This window comes from Kitasatospora sp. NBC_00315, assembly GCF_041435095.1.
GTDB lineage: Bacteria > Actinomycetota > Actinomycetes > Streptomycetales > Streptomycetaceae > Kitasatospora.
The window spans coordinates 6,311,785-6,333,627 of sequence record NZ_CP108025.1 but is presented as its reverse complement, the minus strand read 5'-3'; the positions used below and the strand labels follow the sequence as shown (position 1 = coordinate 6,333,627).

Sequence of the window (21,843 nt, the reverse complement as noted above, 5' to 3'; positions counted from 1 at the left end):
CCGGAAGGTAAGGCCCGGCCGCCGGGCTGTCAATGACCTGGACGAGACCGGCCGGAAACCGTCCCGAATCACGGCGCCGACACGCCCGGCCCGGCCGAGCGCTAGGTCACGGTCGGATTTCGGGCCCTTGACGGCGGGTGGTGCCGCCCGGCAATCTCCTGACAGCGCTTGAGAGCGCTCTCAAGCCCATTCGATGAGAGCGCTCTCTTGTCCCCCTCACCCAGCCCTCCACCCAGTGCCGATGAATCCGGACGAAGCCAGGAGGCTTCCATGCCCACCTTCAGAGCCCGCCGCACCGCCGCCTCCCTCGGCACCGCTGCCCTCGCCGCCATGCTCCTCCTCACCGCCTGCAGCTCGGGCTCCGCGGGCGGGTCCACGGACGCCGCCGACAGCAAGGTCACGCTCACCGTGGACCTCTTCGGCACCTTCGGGTTCAAGGAGACCGGCCTCTACGACGAGTACATGAAGCTGCACCCGAACGTCACCATCAAGCAGAGCGACACCCAGGACGAGGGCCAGTACTGGCAGGCGCTGCAGACCAAACTGGCCGGCGGCGGCGGGCTCGCCGACATCCAGGGCCTGGAGGTCGGCCGGGTCGCCAGCGTGCTGCAGAAGCAGGCCGACAAGTTCGTCGACCTCAAGACGGTGGGCGCCGGCACCGTCAACGACGGCCTGGTGCCGTGGAAGGCCGCCGCCGTCAAGACCGCCGACGGCAAGGTCCTCGGCGCCGGTACCGACATCGGCCCGGAGGCGATCTGCTACCGCACCGACCTGTTCAAGGCGGCCGGCCTGCCCACCGACCGCACCGAGCTGGCCGCGAAGTGGTCCACCTGGGCGGGCTACCTCGAACTCGGCAAGGAGTACGTCGGCAAGGCCGAGGCGGGCAACGCCTGGACGGACAGCGCGGCGGGCATGTTCACCGCCGAGGTGGGCCAGCAGAAGGTCCGCTACGCGGACGAGTCGGACAAGCCGGTCTACGACAGCAGCGCGGCCGTGAAGAGCGCCTGGGCGGACTCCACCAAGCTCGTCGCCGACGGCCTCTCCGCCAAGCTCCCGCAGTGGACGCCCGAGTGGAACAAGGCCTTCACCACGGGCAAGTTCGCCACCCTGAGCTGCCCCGCCTGGATGATCGGCTACATCAAGGGCCAGGCCGGCGACGCCTTCGCCGGCAAGTGGGACATCGCGGCCGGCCCCGGCAAGACCGGTAACTGGGGCGGCTCCTACCTGGCGATCCCGAAGACCTCCAAGCACCAGAAGGCGGCCGCCGAGCTGATCACCTGGCTGACCGCCCGGGAGCAGCAGGTCAAGGTGTTCACCAAGCAGGGGTCCTTCCCCTCCAGCACCGACGCCCAGGCCGACATCAAGTCGATCCAGGACCCGTACTTCAACAACGCGCCGATCGGCCAGATCTTCAGCGAGTCGGCCGCCAACATGCCCGCCCAGGTGCTCGGCACCGAGGACGGCGTGGTCGGCAAGGCGTTCACCGACGCCCTCGGCGAGGTGGAGCGCACCGGCACCGCGCCGGACGCCGCCTGGCAGCACGCGCTGGACAACGTCAAGAAGGCCAGCGGGAACTGACAGACCACCGGTGGTCCGGGCCCCGCCGGCCCGGACCACCCGGCCCACCGAAGGACCACCATGGCCATCAGTACCACCGACCGAAGCCCCCGCCCCGCGGCGGCCGTCCCCGGGGGCCGGCCCCGCGCCCGGCGGGGCACCCGCGCCGCGCCCTACGGCTACCTGGCGCCGTTCTTCGTCCTGTTCGCGGCCTTCGGCCTCTTCCCGCTGCTGTACACCGCGTACGTCTCGCTGCACCGGGTCGAACTGCAGACCTCCGACCGGATGGACTGGGTCGGGTTCCAGAACTACACCCGCCTGTTCGAGGACCCGTTCTTCTGGAACGCGCTGCGCAACACCTTCACCATCGGGGTGCTCTCCACCGTCCCGCAGCTGATCATGGCGCTCGGACTGGCCCACCTGCTGAACTACCGCCTCCGCGGCCGCACCTTCTTCCGGGTCGCGATGCTGATGCCGTACGCGACCTCGGTGGCCGCGGCCACGCTCGTCTTCGCGCAGCTCTTCGGCCGCGACTACGGGCTGCTCAACTGGGCCCTGAGCAGCGTCGGACTCGACCCGGTGGACTGGCAGGCGAACAGCTGGGCCTCGCAGATCGGCGTCTCGACCATCGTCACCTGGCGCTGGACGGGCTACAACGCCCTGATCTACCTGGCCGGCATGCAGGCCGTCCCGACCGAGCTGTACGAGTCCGCCGCGATGGACGGCGCCTCGCGCTGGAAGCAGTTCCTGCACGTGACCGTGCCCGGCCTGCGCCCGACGATCATCTTCACGGTGGTGGTCTCCACCATCGGCGCGACCCAGCTGTTCGGCGAACCGCTGCTCTACGAGGGCAACGCGGGCGGCGGCGTCTCGCACCAGTACCAGACCCTGGGCCTCTACATGTACGAGCAGGGCTGGAGCTTCTTCCACCTCGGCCGGGCGGCCGCGGTCGCCTGGGTGATGTTCCTGCTGATCGTGCTGCTGGCCCTGGCCAACGCGGCGATCGCCGCCCGGCGCAACCGTACGGACCGGTGAGTGACATGACGACTGTTCAGACCTCGGAGCTGCGCGTCCGGGAGCCCCACTCCGCCGAGCGGCCCCGGATCGCGTGGCTGCGCAGGCGCTCGCCGCTGCAGGGCGGCCCGTTGGCCTACGCCGTCCTGATCGGTGCCACCGCGCTGTTCGTGTTCCCGTTCTACTGGACACTGGTGGGCGCCAGCCGCACCAATGCCGAGATGAGCTCGGCCCGGCCCGCGCTCACCCCCGGCGGCAACCTGTTCCACAACATCGGCGAGGCGCTCCAGCAGGCCGCCATCGGCACCGCGCTGGTGAACTCGCTGATCGTCGCGTCCACGGTGACGCTGGGCGTGGTGCTCTCCTCCACGCTGGCCGGCTTCGCCTTCGCCAAGCTCCGGTTCCGGGGCCGGGGGCTGCTGCTCGCCGTCACGGTGGGCACGATGATGATCCCGCCGCAGCTGGGGGTCATCCCGCTGTTCATGGTGATCGTCAAGATGGATCTGCAGAACAAGCTGCCGTCGGTGATCCTGCCGTCCCTGGTCTCCGCGTTCGGGGTCTTCTTCATGCGGCAGTTCCTGATCCAGGCGCTGCCCGACGAGCTGATCGAGGCCGCCCGGGTGGACGGCGCCTCGTCCCTGCGGATCTTCCGGTCCATCGTGCTGCCGGTGGCCCGTCCCGGCATGGCGGTGCTCGGCATGCTGACCTTCATGGCCACCTGGAACGACTTCTTCTGGCCGATCGTGGCGCTGAGTTCGCAGAACCCGACGGTGCAGGTCGCGCTGCGCTCGCTGGGTCAGGGCTACGTCCAGGACCAGTCGATCGTGATGGCCGGCACCCTGATCGGCACCCTCCCGGTCCTGGTGGTGTTCGCGCTGCTCGGCCGGCAGATCGTCGGCGGCATCATGCAGGGCGCCGTCAAGGGCTGACCCACCGAGGACCGACCCCCGTCCCCACTCCCCTTTCTGGAAGGCGTTATGTCCGTCGAAGCCCTGCCCACCACCACTCCGGTGCGGCCCGCACCGGCCGGCGGACCGGCCCTCGCGGCCGGTCCGGCCTTCCCGCCCGGGTTCCTCTGGGGCGCGGCCACCGCCGCGTACCAGATCGAGGGCGCCGCGAGCGAGGACGGCCGCACCCCCTCCATCTGGGACACCTTCAGCCGCATCCCCGGCAGGGTCCGCAACGGGGACACCGGGGAGATCGCGGCGGACCACTACCACCGCTACCGCGAGGACGTCGCGCTGATGGCCGAACTCGGCCTGGGCGCCTACCGGTTCTCGCTCGCCTGGCCGCGGATCCAGCCGGCCGGCGAGGGCCCGGCCAACGAGGCGGGCCTGGACTTCTACGACCGCCTGGTGGACGAACTGCTCGCCCGGGGCATCACCCCGGTCGCCACGCTGTACCACTGGGACCTCCCCCAGGTGCTGGAGAACCGGGGCGGCTGGACCGAGCGCGACACCGCGTACCGCTTCGCCGAGTACGCCGCCCTGGCCGCCCGCCGGCTGGGCGACCGGATCCCCGCCTGGACCACCCTCAACGAGCCCTGGTGCAGCGCCTTCCTCGGCTACGGCGCCGGCATCCACGCGCCCGGCCGGACCGACCCGGCGGCCGCCCTCACCGCGCACCACCACCTGCTGCTCGCGCACGGCCTGGGCACCGCGGCGCTGCGCGACGAGCTGCCGGCCGGCGCCCAGGTCTCGCTGACCCTGAACCTGGCGGCCGTCCGCCCGCTCTCCGACTCCCCGGCGGACCTGGACGCGGCCCGCCGGATCGACGGCCTGGCCAACCGGATCTTCCTGGACCCGGTCTTCCACGGCCACTACCCGGCCGACGTGCTGGCCGACACCGCGCACGTCACCGACTGGTCCTTCGTCCGGGAGGGCGACCTCGCCGAGATCTCCCGCCCGATCGACTCGCTGGGCATCAACTACTACACGCCGACGGTGGTCGCCGCCGACGACCCGGCCGCCCCCGCGCCGCGCCTGGACGGTCACGCCAGCGCACTCTCCCCCTGGCCGGCCGACGAGGGCGTGCGGTTCCTGCCCGCCGAGGGCAGCCGGACCGCGATGGACTGGCCGGTGGACGCCGACGGCCTCTACGAACTGCTCACCCGGCTCCGGGACGACCTGCCCGGCGTGCCGCTGCTGGTGACCGAGAACGGCGCCGCGTACGAGGACTACAGCGACCCCTCCGGCGCCGTCCACGACCCCGAGCGGGTGGAGTACCTGCACGGCCACCTGGACGCGGTGCACCGCGCGATGGAGGAGGGCGCCGAGGTGCGCGGCTACTTCCTCTGGTCGCTGCTGGACAACTTCGAGTGGGCATACGGCTACAGCAAGCGGTTCGGCATCGTGCACGTCGACTTCGCCAGCCAGCGCCGCACCCCCAAGGACAGTGCCCGCTGGTACGCCGAGGTGATCCGCACCGGTCGGCTGCCCGCCCGCTGACCGACCCACCGGCCCGTACGGCCGCCCGGGGCGTCAGGGCCCCGGGCGGCCGTACGGCAGGTCGCGGACGGCGGGACGTCAGCGCTTGACGGTGCCGCCCGCCGCCCGCACCGACTTGGTGATCGCCTTCCACTTCTTCAGCCGCTCGGCAGCGAGCCGGGCGTCCGTCCGCGAGGCGACCCACTCGTTCTCGCGCTGCAGCTTGACGTAGCTCTCCCAGCGACGCTCGGAGAGTTCGCCGTCGGCCAGCGCCGACCGCACGGCGCAGCCGGGCTCGGTGTGGTGGCCGCAGTCGTGGAACCGGCAGCGCTCGGCGAGCTCCTCGACCTCGGAGAAGGCCTGGGCCAGGCCGTCCCCGCCGAAGAGGCCGACCTCCCGCAGGCCGGGCGTGTCGATCAGGACGCCGCCGCCCGGCAGCGGGACCATCTCGCGTGCGGTCGTGGTGTGCCGGCCCTTCTCGTCGACCGACCGGGTCTGCTGGACCGTCATCACCTCGGCCCCGGCCAGCGCGTTGGTCAGGGTGGACTTTCCCGCACCCGACTGGCCGATCAGCGCGGTGCTGCCCGGTGTGCAGGCCCGCAGCACGTCCAGGCCCTCGCCGGTCCCGGCGCTGACCACCAGGACCGTCACGCCGGGGGCGACACCCTCGACATCGGCCCGGATGTGCTCGGCGTCGGAGGCCAGGTCGGCCTTGGTGAGCACGATCAGCGGCTCGGCGCCGGGCCGGGGCGGACCGCCGAGCAGCGCCTCGCCGGTGCCGCTGGCGGCGGCCAGGGCGAGGAAGCGCTCGATCCGGCCGAGGTCGACCTCGGCCGCGAGCGAGACGCAGATCGCGATCCGGTCGACGTTGGTCGCCAGGACCTGCGCCTCGGAGCGCTTGGTGTTGGTCGAGCGCACCAGTGCGGTGCGACGCGGCATCAGGACCCGTACGGCCGCTCGGCCGCCGGGCACCTCGTCGACCGCGACCCAGTCGCCGGTGCAGACGTAGCGCATCGGATCGGGGGTGGAGACGTCGGACATCTCGGCCCGCAGGACGCGCACGGCGCCGCCGTCGGCGACGGCGACGCTGCACAGGCCGCGGTCGACCCGGACCACCCGGCCGGGCAGCAGCCCGACCGCGGCGTGGAAGGAGAAATCAGCGGCCCAGTCGTCGTCCCAGCCGTAGCCGGACAGCGGATGGGCAGCGGAGGTGGAGAGATACAACGGGGTGACCCTTCGCAAGGGGCGGCCCCGGCTGCGCGCGTTCGGGCGCGAGCGATGAGCTACGGACGTCGCACGGAGGTGTCGGACGTCGGGTCAGCCGGAGACCAGGGGGGTGGGAACGATGACCTTCCGGACGCGGACGGCGCCCACGGCAGCGACAGTCGTCACGATCCTCACCTCCCGGTGTGTTGCACGGCTTCTGCGGCAGCGGCCCGCCTCGGGCCGCTCCTGACGAGAGTCACGCTAGCGCCGGCCGACCGACTCCGCCACAGGTTTTCGGGCCGCCGGGGCCCGGCGCTCAGCGCTCAGTACCCGGGATCAGTACCCGGGGACCAGTGCTCGCCGCTCAGTGCTCCCCGCCGTAGCGGTGGCGCAGGTTGGGGTCGTCCAGCCACCAGGGGCGCATGCTCTGCTCGTCCTGCTCCGGGTGCCCGGCCACGGCCGCCGCCTCGAAGCGGGCGTCCAGTGCAGCGTCCACCTCGGCCGTCTCGACCCGGCCCTGGACGATCATGCGGCGGACCAGGGCGCACAGGAACGGCAGGCCGACCAGGTCGCCGAGCACCCAGAGGCTGTTGCCGCCCCAGGTCTGGTCCTGGCGCACGCTCGGGCCCCACGGGCGGGCCAGCTCCGTGTAGTAGTGGCCGGCCACCAGGTGGCCGCCGTAGATCAGCAGGATCCCGAGCGCCGCGTCGAAGATCACCTCGGCGAAGGTGATGAACAGCCCGACCAGGTGCGGGTACTCGTGGCCGACCGGGTCGATCTGCAGCCGCGGCCAGAAGTACGCGAGTCCCAGCGCGACCAGCGAGACGTGCAGGCCGGTGTTCCACAGCCCGCTGCTGAGCGTCTTCTCGTACCAGGGGGTGCAGTAGAGCAGCCAGGGCGGCGCCATCAGCAGCGCGGTGGAGATCGCGGGGAACATCAGCAGCTTGGACGGACGGCTGCGCAACGCCCGCAACAGCCGCTCCCGGCGCGCGGGCGGGGAGGTCCGCACCAGCAGCGAGACCGGCGCGCCGAGCGCGAGCAGCAACGGGACCAGCATCAGCAGCAGGACGATCTGCACCGCGCGGTCGGTGAACAGGATCCGCTCGTACACACCGAGGCCGGAGCAGGTGACCCAGACCCAGAGCAGCAGGCCGCCGAGGAACGCGGCGGTGCGGGTCGGCCCCCAGCGCTCGCCGGCCCGGCCGAGCGCGGTGACGGCGTACAGGTACCAGCCCGCCAGCAGCGCCGCCAGGGTGAGCACGACCGGCTCGGGCGTCCACGCGGTGGCCAGGTCGGCCCAGTGCCAGGGTGGCGGGCCGTGGTAGCCGAGGGCCTGTCCCGAGGTCTGCATCCGTCGCTCTCCTTGCCGGACCGCGCTGCCCCGCACTCGCGACGCCCCGGCCCCGGCCATCATGACCGACCGGTGGACGGCCGCCCGCCACCGGGGGCGGCCGCGGCCGTCCGCGGCGCTACTCCCAGGGAGGCCGGGGCGGGCGGGGCGGCTGGAGCTGCGGCGGCTGCCCCGGCATCACCCGGCCGGGGTCCGGGCCGGGCGCCCCCGGGTGCACGGGCGGAGCGGGCAAGGGCTCGGCGGGGCGGTCGCTGTCGGGCGGGGGCGGCGTCGGCCGGTGGTGCGGGCCGCGGGAGGCGAGCCGGCCCTTGACGTTCTCCGGCGCCAGGACGTCGGCCCAGCGCTCGGGGTACTCGGAGGGCACCGCGCCCTCGTCCCCCTCCTCCTCGGACTCGTCCTCGACCCCCTCGGCCAGGCCGAGCTCGCGGGCCCGCCTGGCCCGCTCGACCGCCCGGCGGGCCGCGACCTCGCGGACCACGGCGGCGGCGGCCTCCTCGTTGGCGCGCTCGTTCTCCGCGCGGGCGTCGGCGGTCTCCAGGGTCGGCCAGCGGCGGTCCAGGGCGGCGTTCATCGCGGCGCCGATCAGCACGGCCAGCGCGACCACGAAGATCCAGAGCAGGACGGCCACCGGCGCCGCCAGCGACCCGTACACCGAGTGGCCCTCGACGGAGCTCACCAGGTAGAGGCGCAGTGCCAGGCTGCAGACCACCAGCACGACCAGTGCCACCAGTGCGCCGGGGATGTCCTCGCGCCAGGGTGTGGAGACGGGCACGGCCAGGTGGTAGAGGGTGGTGAGGAAGACCACCAGCAGCAGGATCGCCACCGGCCAGTACAGCGCGCTCACCAGTGCGGCCGAGTTGGGCAGCGCGTTCATCACCAGGCCGGGGCCGGCCACCAGCAGGGGCAGGACCAGCGAGCCGATCACCAGCGCGCCCAGATAGAGGCCCAGTGACAGCAGGCGGGTCTTGACGATGCCGCGCTTGCCGTCCAGGCCGTACATCACGGTGATGGTGTCGATGAAGATGTAGAGCGCCCGGGAGCCGGACCAGAGCGAGAGCAGGAAGCCGATCGAGATCAGGTCGGGCCGCTTGTCGTCGAAGACGCCGTGCAGCAGCGGTTCGACGATCTGGTGGACCGACGACTGCGAGAGCACCGTCCCGGATGCCGAGACGATGTCCTGCTTGAGCTTGTCGATGGTGCCTGCGCCGAGGAACGCGTCGAGGTAGCCGAGGGTGCCGGCCAGACAGAGCAGCAGGGGCGGGATCGAGAGCAGGGTGAAGAACGCCGCCTCGGCGGCGAGGCCGGTCACCCGGTACTCGACGCAGGTGTTGGTGGTCTCCTTGATCAGCACCCAGGCCGTACTGCGCCAGGTGACCCGCTTGACCGCGCGCCGGGAGCCCTTGCCCCGCCGCCGCGAGGGGCGCTCGGGAGTCGGTCTCGTGATTTCGCCTGCTGGTTGCACAGCCCTACGGTATCGGGCCGACGCCTCCGTGCGGATCTACGGGGCCGCCGGTGCCGCCGACGGGTCCCGTACGGTGGGGCGGGGCGGGCTGCCGGGGCCGGACGGCGGGCTCGCCCGGGCCGGTCCGGCGGGAGCTCAGGGCCAGGAGCGCGGGAAAGAGCGGTTCGTCTCACAGTGTGAAACCATTCCGTCCACTATGCGGACGTTAGTGGACCGCGAGTCGCCAGGCGTGCGAATCTCTTGGCATGCCAAGCGCCGGAACCACCCTGGTTGGTCGACTCCACGTCGATCTCCTTCGCGTGTCCAGCGCCATCTGTCCGGTGACCTGAGCCCCCACCCCCGCTGCCATCGTCACACCCGGCGCCACACCTCGTCATCCCCGCTGAAGCGGATGCGCGGGCGCCCCCGGCCACGGTCACTGTTCCTGGTCCCCGGCACGTCACCCCGTGCAGGACCGCAGGTCACAGCAGCGCCGAACCGGAGCACGCCCAGCGCCTCCCGCAAGCGTCAGAGCCACCTGCCCGTAAGGACTTCACCATGGCCACCACTCCCGAACCGGTCGAGCCCCAGGAAGCGAGCGCCCCGGCGCCACGCCCCGCCGCCGCCCGCAAGGTGACCCGCCACCGCGGCGAGGGCCAGTGGGCCATGGGGCACTTCACACCGCTGAACGCCAACGAGCAGTTCAAGAAGGACGACGACGGTCTCAACGTGCGGACACGCATTGAGACGATCTACGCCAAGCGCGGCTTCGACTCGATCGATCCGGCCGACCTTCGCGGCCGGATGCGCTGGTGGGGTCTGTACACCCAGCGCAAGGAGGGCATCGACGGCGGCAAGACCGCGATCCTCGACCCGCACGAGCTGGACGCCGAGTACTTCATGCTCCGGGTGCGCATCGACGGCGGCCGCCTGACCGTGGCCCAGCTGAAGGCGATCGCCGAGGTCTCCGAGCTCTACGGCCGCAACACCGCCGACCTGACCGACCGGCAGAACGTCCAGTACCACTGGATCCGGATCGAGGACATGCCGGCGATCTGGCAGAAGCTGGAGGCCGTCGGGCTCTCCACCACCGAGGCCTGCGGCGACACCCCGCGTGTCATCCTCGGCTCGCCGGTGGCCGGCATCGCCGAGGACGAGATCATCGACGGCAGCCCGGCCATCGACGAGATCCAGCGCCGCTTCATCGGCAACCCGGAGTTCTCCAACCTGCCGCGCAAGTTCAAGTCGGCGATCTCCGGCTCGCCGCTGCTGGACGTCGCGCACGAGATCAACGACATCGCCTTCGTCGGCGTCGTCCACCCCGAGCACGGGCCGGGCTTCGACCTCTGGGTCGGCGGCGGCCTCTCCACCAACCCCAAGCTCGGCGTGCGGCTCGGCGCCTGGGTCCCGCTGGAGGAGGTCGCGGACGTCTACGGCGGCGTCATCGGCATCTTCCGCGACTACGGCTACCGCCGGCTGCGCAACCGCGCCCGGTTGAAGTTCCTGGTCGCCGACTGGGGCAAGGACAAGTTCCGCCAGGTGCTGGAGGACGAGTACCTCAAGTACAAGCTGGTCGACGGCCCCGCGCCGAAGGAGCCCAGCGGCACCTGGCGCGACCACGTCGGCGTGCACCGCCAGCAGGACGGCCGTTTCTACGTCGGCTTCGCGCCGCGCGTCGGCCGGGTGGACGGCAAGCTGCTCGGTGCCATCGCCGACCTCGCCGCCGCGCACGGCTCGGACCGCCTGCGGACCACCGCCGAGCAGAAGATGATCGTCCTGGACGTCGCCGAGGACCGGGTCGAGTCGCTGGTGGCCGGCCTGGAGGCGCTGGACCTGCGGGTCACCCCGTCCCCGTTCCGCCGCGGCACGATGGCCTGCACCGGCATCGAGTACTGCAAGCTCGCCATCGTCGAGACCAAGGAGCGCGGCCGCACGCTCATCGACGAGCTGGAGAAGCGCCTGCCGGACTTCGCCGAGCCGCTCACCATCAACATCAACGGCTGCCCGAACGCCTGCGCCCGCATCCAGGTCGCCGACATCGGCCTCAAGGGCCAGCTCGTCACCGACGAGAACGGCGAGCAGGTCGAGGGCTACCAGGTGCACCTGGGCGGCGCGCTGGGCCTGGAGGCCGGCTTCGGCCGCAAGGTCCGCGGCCTCAAGGTCACCAAGGACGGCCTGCCGGACTACATCGAGCGGGTGCTGGGCCGGTTCCAGGCCGAGCGCACCGAGGGCGAGCGGTTCGCCCAGTGGACCGCCAGGGCCGGCGAGGAGGCCCTCTCGTGAGCGAGCGAGCGGCGCCCTTCCACTGCCCGTACTGCGGCGACGAGGACCTGCGGCCCTCCGCCGAGGCCGGCCACGGTGCCTGGGAGTGCCACAGCTGCCGCCGGGCGTTCCAGCTGAAGTTCCTCGGCCTGCTGTCGCCGGCCGACGGGCCCACGACGGCCGCGCCGGGCCACGGCCGGTCACCTGCGAACGGGGGCGAGCGAGATGACCAGCACGGTTGACTACGAGGCGGTGGCCACCGCCGCCGGTCGCGACCTGGAGGAGGCGTCCGCGCAGGACGTGCTCCGCTGGGCCGCCGACACCTTCGGCAAGCGCTTCTGTGTGACCTCCTCGATGGAGGACGCGGTCGTCGCGCACCTCGCCTCCTCCGTCTTCCCGGGCGTGGACGTGGTGTTCCTCGACACCGGCTACCACTTCGCCGAGACCATCGGCACCCGCGACGCGGTGGCCGCCGTGATGCCGGTCAACGTCATCACCCTCAAGCCGCTGCAGAGCGTGGCCGAGCAGGACGCCGAGTACGGGCCGAACCTGCACGACCGCGACCCGGACCTGTGCTGCGCGCTGCGCAAGGTCGAACCGCTGAACCGCGGCCTCGGCGGGTACGACGCCTGGGCCACCGGGCTGCGCCGCGACGAGTCGCCGACCCGGGCCGGCACACCGGTGGTCTCCTGGGACGCCAAGCGCCGCAAGGTGAAGATCGCCCCGATCGCCCGCTGGACGCAGGAGGACGTGGACGCCTACGTCGCGGCCAACGGCGTCCTGCTCAACCCGCTGCTGTGGGAGGGCTACACCTCGGTCGGCTGCTCGCCGCTGTCGTGCACCCGCAAGCCCGCCGAGGGCGAGGAGGGCCGGGCCGGCCGCTGGGCCGACTCGGGCAAGACCGAGTGCGGCATCCACCTCTGACCCACCGCGCCGCCGCGCACCAGACCACCCCGCACCACCGACCAGGAGAGATCACCGTGACGACAGCCAGCACACTGGCCGCTGACGGAGCCGCAGAGGCGGCCCGTGCGGCCGCCCCCTGCGAGCGCGGCGCCACGGTGTGGCTGACCGGGCTGCCCAGCGCGGGCAAGACCACCCTCGCCTTCGCCCTCGCCGAGCGGCTGCGCTCCGAGGGCCACCAGGTGGAGGTCCTGGACGGTGACGAGATCCGGGAGTTCCTCTCCAAGGGCCTCGGGTTCAGCCAGGAGGACCGGCACACCAACGTGACCCGGATCGGGTTCGTGGCCGAGAAGCTCGCCGCCCACGGCGTCAAGGTGCTCGCCCCGGTCATCGCGCCGTACGCCGGCTCACGCGCCGCCGTCCGCGAGCGGCACACCGCCGCCGGTACGGAGTTCCTGGAGATCCACGTCGCCACCCCGGTGGAGGTCTGCTCGGAGCGCGACGTCAAGGGCCTGTACGCCAAGCAGGCGGCCGGCGAGATCTCCCACCTGACCGGCGTGGACGACCCGTACGAGGCCCCGGAGAACCCGGAGCTGCGCCTTGAGACGCACGGCCGTTCGGTGGCCGACTCGGCCGCCGAACTGCACGCCTTCCTGACCACGAAGGGGCTGGCATGACGACCGCGACCCACACCCTGCCGGACGCCACCGACGAAAACCCGGGCGGGCCCTTCGCCCTCTCCCACCTCGACGCCCTCGAGGCGGAGTCGGTGCACATCTTCCGGGAGGTGGCCGGCGAGTTCGAGCGCCCGGTGATCCTCTTCTCCGGCGGCAAGGACTCCATCGTCATGCTGCACCTGGCGCTGAAGGCCTTCTGGCCGGCGCCGGTGCCCTTCGCCCTGCTGCACGTCGACACCGGCCACAACTTCCCCGAGGTGCTGGACTACCGGGACCGCGCGGTGGCCGAGCACGGCCTGCGGCTGCACGTGGCCCACGTCCAGGACTTCATCGACGACGGCCGGCTGCGCGAGCGCCCGGACGGCCTGCGCAACCCGCTGCAGACCGTCCCGCTGCTGGACGGCATCGAGTCCAACAAGTTCGACGCCGTCTTCGGCGGCGGCCGCCGCGACGAGGAGAAGGCCCGCGCCAAGGAGCGCGTCTTCTCCCTGCGCGACGAGTTCGGCGCCTGGGACCCGCGCCGCCAGCGGCCCGAGCTGTGGAGCCTCTACAACGGCAAGCACGCGGTCGGCGAGCACGTGCGCGTCTTCCCGCTCTCCAACTGGACCGAGCTGGACGTCTGGCAGTACATCGAGCGGGAGAAGATCGATCTCCCCGAGATCTACTACGCCCACGAGCGCGAGGTCTTCGCCCGCAACGGCATGTGGCTGACCGCCGGCGAGTGGGGCGGCCCCAAGGAGAGCGAGACCGTCGAGCGGCGCCTGGTGCGCTACCGCACGGTCGGCGACATGTCCTGCACCGGCGCGGTCGACTCGGACGCGGCGACCATCGGCGACGTGATCGCCGAGATCGCCGCCAGCCGGCTCACCGAGCGAGGAGCGACCCGGGCGGACGACAAGATGTCCGAGGCCGCCATGGAAGACCGTAAGCGCGAGGGGTACTTCTAGACATGTCGACCGATCTGCACACCAACTCGACGGCCCCCGCCTCCGGTGAGAACCCGTTCGGCGAGGAGGCCTCGGCCACCGCGCTGCTGCGCTTCGCCACCGCGGGCTCCGTCGACGACGGCAAGTCCACCCTGGTGGGCCGGCTGCTGCACGACTCCAAGTCGGTGCTGGCCGACCAGCTGGAGGCCGTCGAGCGCGTCTCGCTCGGCCGCGGCCAGGAGACCCCGGACCTCGCACTGCTCACCGACGGCCTGCGCGCCGAGCGCGAGCAGGGCATCACCATCGACGTCGCGTACCGCTACTTCGCCACCCCGCGCCGGCGGTTCATCCTCGCCGACACCCCCGGCCACGTGCAGTACACCCGCAACATGGTGACCGGCGCCTCCACCGCCGAACTCGCCGTGGTGCTGGTCGACGCCCGCAACGGCGTGGTCGAGCAGACCCGCCGGCACGCCGCCGTCGCCGCGCTGCTGCGGGTGCCGCACGTCGTGCTGGCCGTCAACAAGATGGACCTGGTCGACTACGCGGAGCCGGTCTTCGCCGCGATCGCCGAGGAGTTCACCGCGTACGCGGCCTCGCTCGGCGTGACCGACGTCGTCGCCGTGCCGATCTCGGCCCTGGCCGGCGACAACGTGGTCGAGCCGTCCGCCCACATGGACTGGTACGGCGGACCGACCCTGCTGGAGCACCTGGAGACGGTGCCGGTCGGCAGCGACCCGAGCCAGGAGCCGGTCCGCTTCCCCGTCCAGTACGTGATCCGCCCGCAGAACGCCGACTTCCCGGACTACCGGGGCTACGCCGGCCAGCTGGCCTCCGGCGTGCTGCGCAAGGGCGACGCGGTGACGGTCCTGCCGTCCGGCCACACCACCACGGTCGTGGGCATCGACGCGCTCGGCCGCGAGACGGACGTCGCCTGGGCCCCCCAGTCGGTCACCGTCCGCCTCGCCGAGGACATCGACGTCTCGCGCGGCGACCTGATCGCCGGCGGCCGGATCCCGGTGCCGACCAAGGACGTCGTCGCGACCGTCTGCCACCTGCACGAGCGGCCGCTGCGGATCGGGGACAAGGTGCTGCTCAAGCACACCACCCGGACCGTGCGCGCGCTGGTCAAGGAGATCGGCTACCGCATCGACATCGACTCCCTGGAGCAGCGCTCCGGCGCCGACGGCCTGTCGGTCAACGACATAGGCCACGTCACGCTGCGCACCTCCGAGCCGCTGTCCCTCGACGACTACACCGACAACCGCCGGACCGGGTCCTTCCTGCTGATCGACCCGGCCGACGGCACCACCCTCACCGCCGGCATGGCGGGCGAGGCCTTCGACACGGTCGCGGTCGACGCGGCAGACGAGGAGGACTGGGTCTGATGCCCCACGAGGCGTTCTCGGGCATGGACAAGGAAGGCGGCCGCATCGGCAGCGGCGTCCTCGGCAGCGGCCAGGGCGGACTGACGCGATGTGTGGGCGGACAGGGGCTCTGACCCCCTGTCACCGGGCCGGTTCCTTCCCACAGCAGGTACCGCCCGGCTTGCCCGGCATCACCGATGCCGCGAGCGACACCCCAGCTTCCGCACGAGGACCGTCAGGTGACGGTCCGTCCATGAACAGGACGACTCCATGGCCTCGAACCAGTCCCTGCCCCATAGCGCCGCACGCCCCGCCGCCGGCCGGATCAGACGCTCCGCCGTGGCGGCGGTGGCCGGCCTCACCGCCGTCACCCTGCTGACCGCCTGCGGCTACGGCTCCAAGAGCACCGACAAGACCTCCCCCGCGGCCGCCCCGGTGGCCGGCTCCGGCTCCGCCGTCAAGCTCTCCGCCGACACGGTGAAGATCGGCTACTTCGCCAACCTCACCCACGGCACCCCCCTGATCGGCCTGAAGGAAGGCATCTTCCAGAAGGAGCTGGGCGCCACCCAGATCAAGCCGCAGATCTTCAACGCCGGCCCGGCCGAGATCGAGGCGCTGAACGCCGGCTCGATCGACATCGGCTGGATCGGCCCCTCCCCGGCGATCAACGGCTACACCAAGTCGGAGGGCAAGTCGCTGAAGATCATCGGCGGTTCGGCCTCCGGCGGCGTCAAGCTGGTGGTCAACCCCGACAAGGTCACCTCGCTGGACGACCTCAAGGGCAAGAAGATCGCGACCCCGCAGCTGGGCAACACCCAGGACGTGGCGCTGCTCAACTACCTCGCCACCAAGGGCCTCAAGGTCGACGCCAACACCGGCGCCGGCGACGTCTCGGTGGTCCGTACGGACAACAAGGTCACCCCGGACGCCTACAAGTCCGGTGCGATCGACGGCGCCTGGGTGCCCGAGCCGACCGCCTCCAAGCTGGTCACGCTCGGCGCGAAGGTGCTGCTGAACGAGAAGTCGCTCTGGCCGGACAACAAGTTCGTGATCACCAACATCATCGTGTCCCAGAAGTTCCTCAAGGAGCACCCGGACGTGGTGGAGGCCGTACTGCGCGGCTCGGTGAACACCAACGCCTTCATCAAGGCCAACCCGGACAAGGCCAAGGCCTCCGCCAACGCCGCCATCAAGGAGGCGGCCGGCAACGCGCTGGAGCCCGCCGTCCTCGACCCGGCCTGGCAGGACATCGACTTCCTGGACGACCCGCTGGCCGGCACCCTGCAGTCCGAGGCCGACCACGCGGTGACCGCCGGTCTGCTGAAGAAGCCCGACCTGACCGGGATCTACGACCTGACCCTGCTCAACAAGGTGCTCAAGGCCGCCGGTCAGAGCGCCGTGGCGGACGCCGGGCTCGGCACCAAGTAGCCCGTACCGGGTGCCGGCCCCCGCGGGGCCGGCACCCGTCAGCGCGACCCGCACAAGCTCCGCGGTCCGGAACCCCGCCCGCCCGGTCGATGCCCAGTCACAGGGCCGGGCGGGGCCGGACCCCGGCTCCCACTTCGCCACCCCTCCCTCCCCGCCCGCCGAACGGGCAGGGGCACCTCCCGGCCGCCAGGCCGGGAGCGAGGGCCCCAGACCACTCATGCAGGAGGTGCCCGAATGAGCCCGGCACTGACCACCTCGGAAGACGCCCCCGGCGTCGGCGTCCTGGACGGCTCCCCCGCCGTCCGGATCTCGCACGTCCACAAGTCCTTCGGCCGCCCCGGCGCCGCGACCCACGTGCTGGACGACATCACGCTCGACGTCGCGCCCGGCGAGTTCGTCACACTGCTCGGCGCCTCCGGCTGCGGCAAGTCCACCCTGCTCAACCTGGTCGCCGGCCTCGACAAGCCCTCCTCGGGCAGCATCGAGGTGCCCGGTGGGCGCCCCTCCCTGATGTTCCAGGAGCACGCGCTCTTCCCGTGGCTCACCGCCGGCAGGAACATCGAACTCGCCCTGCGACTGAACGGCGTGGCCCGCCCCGAGCGCCGCCCCGAGGCCGAGCGGCTGCTGGAGCTGGTGCGCCTCGGCGGCTCCTACGGCAAGCGGGTGCACGAGCTCTCCGGCGGCATGCGCCAGCGGGTGGCGATGGCCCGCGCGCTCGCGCAGGGCAGCTCCGTCCTGCTGATGGACGAGCCGTTCGCCGCGCTCGACGCGATCACCCGGGACGTCCTGCACGACGAGATCACCCGGATCTGGGCCGAGCAGAAGCTCACCGTCCTGTTCGTCACGCACAACGTGCGCGAGGCCGTCCGCCTCGCGCAGCGCGTGGTGCTCCTCTCCTCCCGCCCCGGCCGGGTCGCCCGTGAGTGGCGGATCGACCTCCCGCAGCCGCGCCGTATCGAGTCCGCCGGCGTCGCGGACCTGTCCATCGAGATCACCGAAGAACTGCGTGGGGAGATCCGCCGCCATGGCCAGCACTGACACCGCCCCCGGCCTCGTCAAGGACGGCGCCGCGGACTCGGCCAGCGTCGAGGCCGGCCTGGACGCCCTGGACACCGTCGCCGCCCAGGGCGACTCGTTCGGCCGGCAGCTGCGCAAGAAGGCCCTGCCGCCGCTGCTCGGCGTGCTCCTGGTGCTCGTCCTGTGGCAGGGCGCGTACAGCCTGGAGCTCACCACCCCCGACAAGCTGCCCAGCCCGCTGGACGTGTGGCACGCGCTCGGCGACCTCTGGACCGCCGGCACCCTGTTCGAGATCATCTGGACCAGCGTCTGGCGCGGCCTGTCCGGCTTCGTCATCGCGGTCGCCATCGGCACCCCGATCGGCCTGCTGGTCGCCCGGGTCAAGCCGGTCCGCGCGGCCGTCGGCCCGATCCTCTCCGGGCTGCAGTCCCTGCCCTCGGTGGCGTGGGTGCCGCCCGCGGTCATCTGGCTCGGGATCAACAACCAGATGATGTACGCGGTCATCCTGCTCGGCGCCGTCCCCTCGGTCGCCAACGGCCTGGTGGCCGGCATCGACCAGGTTCCGCCGCTGTTCCTGCGGGCCGGCCGCACCCTCGGCGCCACCGGGCTCTCCGGCGCCCGGCACGTCCTGCTCCCGGCCGCGCTGCCCGGCTACCTGGCCGGCCTCAAGCAGGGCTGGGCGTTCTCCTGGCGCTCGCTGATGGCCGCCGAGCTGGTGGCCAGCTCCCCCGACCTCGGGCAGGGCCTCGGCCGCTACCTGGAGAACCAGCGCGAGTTCTCGGAGATGTCCGGGGTACTGCTCGGCATCGTCCTGATCCTGATCGTCGGCATCGCCATCGAGCTGCTGGTGTTCGCCCCGATCGAGCGCCGGGTGCTGCGCAACCGCGGCCTGCTCGCCGCCGCCCGGTAGGCTCGGACCCATGTTCGCCGGCCGGCTGCCCGCTGCTCCACCGGCGGGCAGCCCTGCCCTGGTGCTGATCGCCCACGGCAGCCGCGACCCCCGGCACGCGGCCACCGTCGAGGCGCTGGTCCGGCGGGTCCACGATCTGCGGCCCGCGCTGGAGGTCGTCACCGCCTACCTGGAGTTCTGCGCCCCGCGCCTGCCGCAGGTCACCGGGCGCCTGGCCGGCGCCCCCGCCGTCGCCGTGCCGCTGCTGCTCAACCGGGCCTTCCACGCCAAGACGGACATCCCGGCCGCCCTGCGGGAGGCCGGCGCCGACCTTCCGCTGGCCGACGTCCTCGGCCCCTCCCCCCTGCTGCTCGACGCACTGGAACGCCGGCTCGCGGAGGCCGGGCTGGACGTCGGCTCGGCCGCCGTCCGGGCGGGGACGGGCGTCGTGCTCGCCGCCGCCGGCTCCTCCGATCCCGCCGCCGACCGCGCCACCCGGGCACTCGCGGCCGACTGGCAGCGGAGCAGGGGCTGGGCCGGTGTCGAGGTCGCGTACGCCGCGACCGCCGCCCGCGGCGCCCGGGTGCCCGAGGCGATCGGCCTCCTGCGGGCGGCCGGCGCCGCCCGGGTCGCCGTCGCCCCGTACCTGCTCGCCCCCGGACTGCTGCCCGACCGGATCGCGGCCGCCGCCGACGGCGCCGACCTCACCGCCGGCGTGCTCGGCGCCGCGCCGGAGGTCGCCCGCCTGCTGCTGCGGCGCTACGACCGGGCCCGGCGGGCGGCGGCCGACCACCCCTCGGCCCTGACCGCCTGACCGGCTGGCCTGACCTGGCCTGACCTGACCTGACCTGGCCTGACCTGACCGCCTGACGGTCCCGGACGGCTCGCACCGGTCCCGGGCGACAACGGCCCGCAGCGCACACACCCTGCCGCACACACCCTGCCGCACCGAACGTCGCACGGGCGCGGCCCGGTGGCACGCCGCTGCCGACGTGCCACCGGGCCGCGCCCGTGCGGCCGGCCGGCACCGCCGCCGGCCGGCCGCTCACTGCCCGGGCGGTGCACCGCCCGGAGTCCTCAGATCCTGCGCAGCGTGAAGCTGTCGCTCGTGGTGCCCGAGAAGAGCAGGTCCATCCGGCCCGAGAGCAGGTAGGCGCTGCCGTCCGGGCCCGGGGTGACGGCCGTGACGGCGGGGTCCACCGACGGGTGGACCGCCACCAGGCGCGCGGTGCGCCAGCCGTCCTTCGAGCGCAGCTCGACCTGGGCGTCCCGGCCGGGGGCGCCGAGGCCGTTGGTGGCGCCCAGGATGCTGCCGTCCCGGCGGCCGAGCAGACCGTCCAGGCCGACCAGCGCGCCGGCCGTGCCGGTGACCGGGATCGGGCGGACGTCGGCCGGGCGGCGGACGTCCACCCGCCACAGCGTGCCGTCGTCGTACTTGCCCAGCACCAGCGTGCCGTCCTGGTAGACGATGCCGTTCAGGCCGTAGCCGCCCGGCGCCGGCGACAGGCGCGCGTCACGCAGCAGGACGGAGGCCCGGCCGTCCCGGGTGACCCGGTAGACGATCGGCGAGAGCGAGTCGGTGACGTACGCGGTGCCGTCGGGCGCGAAGGCCACGTCGTTGGCGATGTGCGCGGCGCCGTCGCCGGCCACCGCCGCGAGGTCGACGTAGAACAGCCGGCGGCCGGTCTCCAGGTCGTACGCGCCGAGCCCGGCCAGCTTGCCGGTGGTCGCGGCCGAGCTGCGGACGCCGACGCCGTTGTCGCCGTTGGCCACCAGGACCCGGTCGCGGGCGGCGTCCACGTGCAGGCCGAGCACGGAGACGATGGTCTGCGGCTCGTCGACCAGGGTGCGGACACTGCCGTCCGGGCGGACCGCGGAAACGGTACCGTGGTGCAGCGAGCCGACCAGGAACTGACGGTGCAGCGGATCCCAGGTCGCGCCTTCGGGGTGGAGCGAGGGCGCGTGGCCCGCGACCACGGCCTGGTAGTGGGCGGCGTGCCCGTTCGCGGCCGCGGCGTTGGCGGACGCGGCGTTGGCGGACGCGGCGTTGGCGGCGGGCAGTGCGCCGGCGGTGAGCAGCGCGGTGGTCGCGGCGGCCACCAGGGCACGGCTGAGCTGACGGTTCATGAGGCTGGCCCCCTGTGACGGATCCCGCGAGGGATCGGTTCGACAGATTGTTTCGGGTGGGTCGGACGCGGCGGTCGGTCCGTCGGCCGGTCCGTCGGCCGGATCGCCGAGGGACCGGTGCCACGGACGACGAAGGCCCGTGTTCCTTTAAGAGCAAGCTTCGCGGTATCCACGGCGCCGCAGCAGTGCGTGGCAATACTGGTAGTACGGCTACCAGGCAACGGAAGTGGGGGACGCACCATGACGATGACGGCGACCGCGACGGCGACACGTCGGACGGCACTGTCGAACTTCCTGCGCAGTCGACGGGCCCGGCTCACCCCCGAGGACGTGGGGATGGCCCCCGGGCTGCGCCGCCGCACCCCGGGCCTGCGGCGGGAGGAGCTGGCGGTGCTCGCGGGTGTCGGGGTGACCTGGTACACCTGGCTGGAGCAGGGGCGGGCGATCAACCCCTCCCCCGAGGTGCTGACCAGCCTGGCCCGGACGCTGCGCCTGGACCGCGCGGAGACCGAGTACCTCTTCAGGCTGGCGGGCAGTCACCCCCAGCCGGTCGAACGCGCGGTGACCGAGCGGGTGCCGGACGCGCTGCTGCGGCTGATGCACTCGCAGTCGCCGTCGCCCGCCTTCCTGATCGACTCGGCCTGGGACATCCGGGCCTGGAACCCCCAGGCCGAGGCGCTGTTCGACTTCGCCCGGTGGTCCGAGCAGGACCGCAATCTCGCCTGGGTGGTGTTCGCCAACCAGAAGCACCGGGCCAGAACGGTCGACTGGGAGCAGCACGCCCGCCGGATGCTGGCCCAACTGCGCGCCGCCTACGGTGAACGCGGCGGTGACGACTCCCCTGGTGCCCGTCGACTGGCGTCCCTGATCGTCCGGCTGCGGGCCGGCTTCCCGGAGGCCTCCCGCTGGCTGGACGAGCACCAGGTGCAGCAACGCTCCGGCACCGAGAAGGACTTGGAGCACGAGGAGTTGGGCCTGCTGCGGATCGACCAGGCCGTCCTGCTCGCCCAGGCCGAACCCCGCCTGGAACTGGTGGTGTTCGCCCCGAGGGACGAGGCCACGGCTCGTCGCTTCCACCGCCTGGCCCCGGCGCACGCGCTCAGCGAGGCGTAACGGCGGGTGCGGGGCCACGGGTGCCGGGCCACGGGTGCGCGGGGTGGGCGCCGCCGGCGAAGGGCGGCAACGGCGAAGCGGGCACCGCCCGGAGGCGGTGCCCGCTTCGTGTGTCCGTCGGACCGGGAGCCCGGGAGCC

Annotated in this window: 20 protein-coding genes; 16 read left to right on the top strand and 4 right to left on the bottom strand. The window is 72.6% G+C overall.

The window, feature by feature from the left end; translation table 11 throughout:
- Positions 1-270 precede the first annotated feature (270 nt).
- The 4 genes from OG823_RS26390 to OG823_RS26375 are packed head-to-tail and all read left to right on the top strand — an operon-like array spanning position 271 to position 5,018.
- Complete coding sequence (locus OG823_RS26390) at positions 271-1,578, top strand: extracellular solute-binding protein (RefSeq protein ID WP_371482380.1); 1,308 nt, start codon at positions 271-273, stop codon at positions 1,576-1,578.
- Positions 1,579-1,638: 60 nt separating this feature from the next.
- Positions 1,639-2,592, top strand: coding sequence for a carbohydrate ABC transporter permease (locus OG823_RS26385; protein WP_371482378.1), 954 nt, complete (start codon positions 1,639-1,641; stop codon positions 2,590-2,592).
- A 5-nt stretch (positions 2,593-2,597) separates the two neighbouring features.
- Positions 2,598-3,500 carry a carbohydrate ABC transporter permease gene (locus OG823_RS26380; protein ID WP_371482377.1) on the top strand — a complete coding sequence of 301 codons (903 nt, stop codon included), beginning with the start codon at positions 2,598-2,600 and terminating at the stop codon, positions 3,498-3,500.
- Positions 3,501-3,548: 48 nt separating this feature from the next.
- Complete coding sequence (locus OG823_RS26375) at positions 3,549-5,018, top strand: GH1 family beta-glucosidase (protein WP_371482375.1); 1,470 nt, start codon at positions 3,549-3,551, stop codon at positions 5,016-5,018.
- Positions 5,019-5,096: 78 nt separating this feature from the next.
- Here the strand turns inward: OG823_RS26375 and rsgA are convergent, their stop codons facing one another.
- The 3 genes from rsgA to OG823_RS26360 form a co-directional block, all read right to left on the bottom strand.
- Positions 5,097-6,221 carry a ribosome small subunit-dependent GTPase A gene (rsgA, locus tag OG823_RS26370; RefSeq protein WP_371482373.1) on the bottom strand — a complete coding sequence of 375 codons (1,125 nt, stop codon included), beginning with the start codon at positions 6,219-6,221 and terminating at the stop codon, positions 5,097-5,099.
- Positions 6,222-6,567: 346 nt separating this feature from the next.
- Positions 6,568-7,554 (bottom strand): cytochrome c oxidase assembly protein, encoded by a 987-nt coding sequence (locus OG823_RS26365; protein ID WP_371482372.1) that lies wholly within the window; start codon positions 7,552-7,554, stop codon positions 6,568-6,570.
- 118 nt (positions 7,555-7,672) lie between these two features.
- On the bottom strand, positions 7,673-9,016 hold the full coding sequence (locus OG823_RS26360) for a YihY/virulence factor BrkB family protein (protein WP_371482371.1): 1,344 nt from the start codon (positions 9,014-9,016) through the stop codon (positions 7,673-7,675).
- 245 nt (positions 9,017-9,261) lie between these two features.
- Between OG823_RS26360 and OG823_RS26355 the strand changes: the two genes are divergently transcribed.
- From OG823_RS26355 to OG823_RS26305, 11 genes are all read left to right on the top strand, one after another.
- Complete coding sequence (locus OG823_RS26355; RefSeq protein WP_310593185.1) at positions 9,262-9,345, top strand: putative leader peptide; 84 nt, start codon at positions 9,262-9,264, stop codon at positions 9,343-9,345.
- A 208-nt stretch (positions 9,346-9,553) separates the two neighbouring features.
- Entirely contained in the window at positions 9,554-11,278 is a 1,725-nt protein-coding gene (locus OG823_RS26350; RefSeq protein WP_371482370.1) for a nitrite/sulfite reductase, read from the top strand.
- Positions 11,275-11,499 carry a hypothetical protein gene (locus OG823_RS26345; RefSeq protein WP_371482369.1) on the top strand — a complete coding sequence of 75 codons (225 nt, stop codon included), beginning with the start codon at positions 11,275-11,277 and terminating at the stop codon, positions 11,497-11,499. The genes OG823_RS26350 and OG823_RS26345 overlap by 4 nt, the downstream gene beginning before the upstream one ends.
- On the top strand, positions 11,483-12,181 hold the full coding sequence (locus OG823_RS26340) for a phosphoadenylyl-sulfate reductase (RefSeq protein ID WP_371482368.1): 699 nt from the start codon (positions 11,483-11,485) through the stop codon (positions 12,179-12,181). Before OG823_RS26345 ends, OG823_RS26340 begins: the two co-directional genes overlap by 17 nt.
- Positions 12,182-12,255: 74 nt before the next feature.
- Positions 12,256-12,837 carry an adenylyl-sulfate kinase gene (gene cysC, locus OG823_RS26335; RefSeq protein WP_371484663.1) on the top strand — a complete coding sequence of 194 codons (582 nt, stop codon included), beginning with the start codon at positions 12,256-12,258 and terminating at the stop codon, positions 12,835-12,837.
- Positions 12,834-13,784, top strand: coding sequence for a sulfate adenylyltransferase subunit CysD (gene cysD / locus OG823_RS26330; RefSeq protein ID WP_371482367.1), 951 nt, complete (start codon positions 12,834-12,836; stop codon positions 13,782-13,784). Before cysC ends, cysD begins: the two co-directional genes overlap by 4 nt.
- A gap of 2 nt (positions 13,785-13,786) precedes the next feature.
- Complete coding sequence (locus OG823_RS26325; protein WP_371482366.1) at positions 13,787-15,151, top strand: sulfate adenylyltransferase subunit 1; 1,365 nt, start codon at positions 13,787-13,789, stop codon at positions 15,149-15,151.
- 249 nt (positions 15,152-15,400) lie between these two features.
- Positions 15,401-16,558 carry an aliphatic sulfonate ABC transporter substrate-binding protein gene (locus OG823_RS26320; protein WP_371482365.1) on the top strand — a complete coding sequence of 386 codons (1,158 nt, stop codon included), beginning with the start codon at positions 15,401-15,403 and terminating at the stop codon, positions 16,556-16,558.
- A 234-nt stretch (positions 16,559-16,792) separates the two neighbouring features.
- On the top strand, positions 16,793-17,596 hold the full coding sequence (locus tag OG823_RS26315) for an ABC transporter ATP-binding protein (RefSeq protein WP_371482364.1): 804 nt from the start codon (positions 16,793-16,795) through the stop codon (positions 17,594-17,596).
- A complete protein-coding gene (locus OG823_RS26310; protein ID WP_371482363.1) occupies positions 17,583-18,485 on the top strand; it encodes an ABC transporter permease in 903 nt (300 codons plus the stop codon). Before OG823_RS26315 ends, OG823_RS26310 begins: the two co-directional genes overlap by 14 nt.
- 10 nt (positions 18,486-18,495) lie before the next feature.
- On the top strand, positions 18,496-19,278 hold the full coding sequence (locus OG823_RS26305; protein ID WP_371482361.1) for a sirohydrochlorin chelatase: 783 nt from the start codon (positions 18,496-18,498) through the stop codon (positions 19,276-19,278).
- 263 nt (positions 19,279-19,541) lie between these two features.
- Here OG823_RS26305 and OG823_RS26300 read toward each other — a convergent pair whose 3' ends face one another.
- Positions 19,542-20,591, bottom strand: a complete 1,050-nt coding sequence (locus OG823_RS26300; protein ID WP_371482359.1) for a hypothetical protein — start codon at positions 20,589-20,591, stop codon at positions 19,542-19,544.
- 240 nt (positions 20,592-20,831) lie between these two features.
- On the opposite strand from OG823_RS26300, the gene OG823_RS26295 reads away from it, so the two are divergent.
- Positions 20,832-21,704 carry a helix-turn-helix transcriptional regulator gene (locus OG823_RS26295; protein WP_371482358.1) on the top strand — a complete coding sequence of 291 codons (873 nt, stop codon included), beginning with the start codon at positions 20,832-20,834 and terminating at the stop codon, positions 21,702-21,704.
- Positions 21,705-21,843 lie beyond the last annotated feature (139 nt).